The sequence below is a fragment of the Streptomyces sp. NPDC048270 genome (assembly GCF_040652335.1).
Lineage (GTDB): Bacteria > Actinomycetota > Actinomycetes > Streptomycetales > Streptomycetaceae > Streptomyces.
In genome coordinates, this window is record NZ_JBEZLV010000107.1 from 1 (window position 1) to 3,273 (window position 3,273).

Here is a 3,273-nt window from a genome sequence, read left to right on the forward strand (position 1 = left end):
GGCGGGGGTTTGGGGCGCGGGCCGGGCGGGGCGGCGGGGGTTGGGGGGGGGGGTGTGGGGGGGGGGGGGCGGTGCGGGGGGGGGGGGGGGGGGGGGGGGGGGGGGGGGGGGGGGGGGGGGGGCCCGCGGCTCAAGGATCGGGGCTCCGCCCCGGGCCCCGCGCCTCAAGCGCCGGCGGGGCTGAAGGGTGCCCGGTGGGGTTGGGAGGGGCCGGGGGGTGGGAGGGGTCGGCGGGGGCTGGGAGGGCCCCGAGGGGTGGGAAGGGTTTGGTTTTGGGTGGGGGTGGGCGGGCCAGTGGACGGCAGGGGCCGGGCGTGGGAGGAAGGGCCCCTGCCGTCCTGGGTCGCGGGTCAGCCGTGGCTGACCCGGAGTTCCTTGATGCCGTTGAGCCAGGCCGCGCGCAGCCGGCGCGGGGCCTCGCCGGTCAGGCGGAGGTCGGGCAGGGTGTCGGCCAGGGCGTTGAAGATCAGGTCGATCTCCATGACGGCGAGGGACTTGCCGAGGCAGAAGTGCGGGCCGCCGCCGCCGAATCCCAGGTGGGGGTTGGGGTCGCGGGTGATGTCGAAGACGTCGGGGTCGGTGAAGACCTCCGGGTCGTGGTTGGCGGAGGAGTAGAACATCCCCACCCGGTCGCCCGCCTTGATCTTCTGGCCGCCCAGCTCGGTGTCCTGGGTGGCCGTGCGCTGGAAGGACACCACCGGGGTGGCCCAGCGCACGATCTCCTCCGCCGCCGTCGAGGGCCGGGTCGCCTTGTAGAGCTCCCACTGCTCGGGGTGGGTGAGGAAGGCGTGCATGCCGTGGCTGATCGCGTTGCGGGTGGTCTCGTTGCCCGCGACCGCCAGGAGCAGGACGAACATCCCGAACTCGTCCGATCCCAGGTTTCCCTGGCCCTCCGCCGCCACCAGCTGCGTCACGATGTCCTTGGCCGGACACTCCTTGCGCTCGGCGGACAGGTTCATGGCGTAGCCGATGAGCTCCATCGCCGCCTCGGCGCCGACCTCCTCGGTGATCGCGTACTCCGGGTCGTCGTAGGCGATCATCTTGTTCGACCAGTCGAAGATCTTGGTGCGGTCCTTCTGCGGTACGCCGATCAGCTCCGCGATCGCCTGGAGCGGCAGCTCGCAGGCCACCTGCGTGACGAAGTCGAAGCTGCCGTCGCCGGCCCCGGCCACCGCCTCTTCGACGATCTTCCGGGCGCGGTCGCGCAGGGCGTCCTCCAGTCCGCGGATCGCCCGGGGGGTGAACCCGCGCTGCACGATCTGGCGTACGCGCGTGTGTTCCGGCGGATCCATGTTCAGCATGATCAGACGCTGGGCATCTATCTGGTCGCGCTGGATGTGCTCGTTGAAGCGGATGATCGCGGTGTTGGTGGTGGAGGAGAACAGTTCGGGGTGCGTGGAGACGTACTTGACGTCCGCGTGCCGGGTCACGACCCAGTAGCCCTCGTCGTCGAAACCCGTGATGCCCCGCCGCTGCGGGCACCACCACACGGGGGCCGTCTGCCGCAGCTGTGCGAACTCCGGGAGCGGGACGCGGCTTTGGAGCAGGTCGGGGTCGGTGGCGTCGAAGCCTTCGGGCAGCGCGGGGCAGGACATCGGGCGACTCCAAAGTCTGACGGCCCATCAGAAGTTGGCTTGAAGGTAATAACGAGTTCTAGAAGTGACAAGGGTCGGCGCGCCAACTGTTGCGTGTGGAATCCGTGCAGGCCGCGTGCAAGACCCTTGCGTGCCGGGGCTTCAGGTCATAAGACTGCGGGGAGAACTAGAACGCGTACTAGTTCAGGGCGGGGCGCCGGGACGGCCCGCCGCGCTGTCGCAGTGCAGGAGAGGACGAGCTCATGGCCGCGGAACCCGTCATCGTCGAAGCCGTACGCACTCCCATCGGCAAGCGCGGGGGCGCGCTCGCCAACCTCCATCCCGCCTACCTGCTCGGCGAAACCTACCGGGAGCTCCTCGCCCGTACCGGAATCCAGCCCGACTGCGTCGAGCAGATCGTCGGCGGCACGGTCACCCACGCCGGCGAGCAGTCGATGAACCCCGCCCGTAACGCCTGGCTCGCCATGGGCCTTCCGTACGAGACCGCCGCGACCACGGTGGACTGCCAGTGCGGCAGCTCCCAGCAGGCCAACCACATGGTCGCCAACATGATCTCCGGCGGGGTCATGGACATCGGCATCGCCTGCGGGGTCGAGGCGATGAGCCGCGTGCCGCTGGGGTCGGGGTCGAAGCACGGGCCGGGCAAGCCGTTCCCCGACGAGTGGAACGTGGACCTGCCCAACCAGTTCGAGGCGGCCGAGCGGATAGCCCGCCACCGGGGACTGTCCCGTGAGGACGTCGACAAGCTGGGGCTGCTCTCGCAGGAGCGGGCCGCGGCCGCCTGGGCCGAGGAGCGCTTCAAGCGCGAGACCTTCGCCGTGCAGGTGCCGACGACCGAGGAGGAGCAGGCTGCCGGGCAGGGCATGTGGCGCCTGGTCGACCGGGACGAGGGCCTGCGCGACACGTCCATGGAGGCGCTGGCCCGACTCAAGCCGGTCATGCCGACCGCCGTGCACACCGCCGGGAACTCCTCGCAGATCTCCGACGGGGCCGCCGCCGTGATGTGGGCCTCGCGCAAGATGGCCCGCGCCCTCAAGCTGCGGCCGCGCGCGCGGATCGTCGCCCAGACGCTGGTCGGCGCCGACCCGCACTTCCACCTCGACGGGCCGATCGACGCGACCCGGGCCGTGCTGGGCAAGGCCGGAATGTCCCTCAAGGACATCGACCTCGTCGAGATCAACGAGGCCTTCGCCTCCGTCGTCCTCAGCTGGGCGCAGGTCTTCGACCAGGACCTCGAGAAGGTCAACGTCAACGGCGGGGGCATCGCCCTCGGCCACCCCGTCGGCGCCACCGGCGCCCGGCTGATCACCACCGCGCTGCACGAGCTGGAGCGCCGCGACAAGGAGTTCGCGCTGATCACCATGTGCGCGGGCGGCGCGCTGGCGACCGGCACGATCATCCAGCGCCTGTAGTCGCCGGGCGCTTCACGCGTCGCCGGGCACGTCACGCGTCGCCGGGCGCTGCACGGCCCCGGCCACCGCTCGGCGCCGCACACAGACCCCGTGGGATGGGATGCAGAAGGCCCCGGTGGCCGGACCTGGGGAGGCCGGCCGCCGGGGCCTTCGTATGTCCTGCTGCTGGGCGCTGCCTGCTGGTGGCTTAGTACCAGTGGTTGGCGGACCAGAAGTTCCAGGCGCCGACGGGGCTGCCGTAGCGCTCGTTCATGTACTCCAGGCCC

The 3,273-nt window shown here is 71.2% G+C and carries 2 protein-coding genes and 1 pseudogene; 1 reads left to right on the forward strand and 2 read right to left on the reverse strand.

Annotation, left to right across the window (positions count from 1 at the left end; genetic code table 11):
- Positions 1 to 350 precede the first annotated feature (350 nt).
- The gene (locus tag AB0D66_RS34285) at positions 351 to 1,595 is read right to left on the reverse strand and encodes a cytochrome P450 (RefSeq protein WP_362311062.1); all 1,245 of its coding nucleotides are present in this window, start codon (positions 1,593 to 1,595) and stop codon (positions 351 to 353) included.
- Positions 1,596 to 1,837: 242 nt separating this feature from the next.
- Between AB0D66_RS34285 and AB0D66_RS34290 the strand changes: the two genes are divergently transcribed.
- A complete protein-coding gene (locus AB0D66_RS34290; RefSeq protein WP_361768063.1) occupies positions 1,838 to 3,007 on the forward strand; it encodes a steroid 3-ketoacyl-CoA thiolase in 1,170 nt (389 codons plus the stop codon).
- Positions 3,008 to 3,194: 187 nt separating this feature from the next.
- Here the strand turns inward: AB0D66_RS34290 and AB0D66_RS34295 are convergent.
- Positions 3,195 to 3,273, reverse strand: a pseudogene (locus AB0D66_RS34295) (lytic transglycosylase domain-containing protein); the annotation flags it as partial.

Coding starts and splice junctions, on each gene's coding strand:
- AB0D66_RS34285 (WP_362311062.1), bottom strand. CDS start 1,595: ATGTCCTGCCCCGCGCTGCCCGAAGGCTTCGACGCCACCGACCCCGAC.
- AB0D66_RS34290 (WP_361768063.1), top strand. CDS start 1,838: ATGGCCGCGGAACCCGTCATCGTCGAAGCCGTACGCACTCCCATCGGC.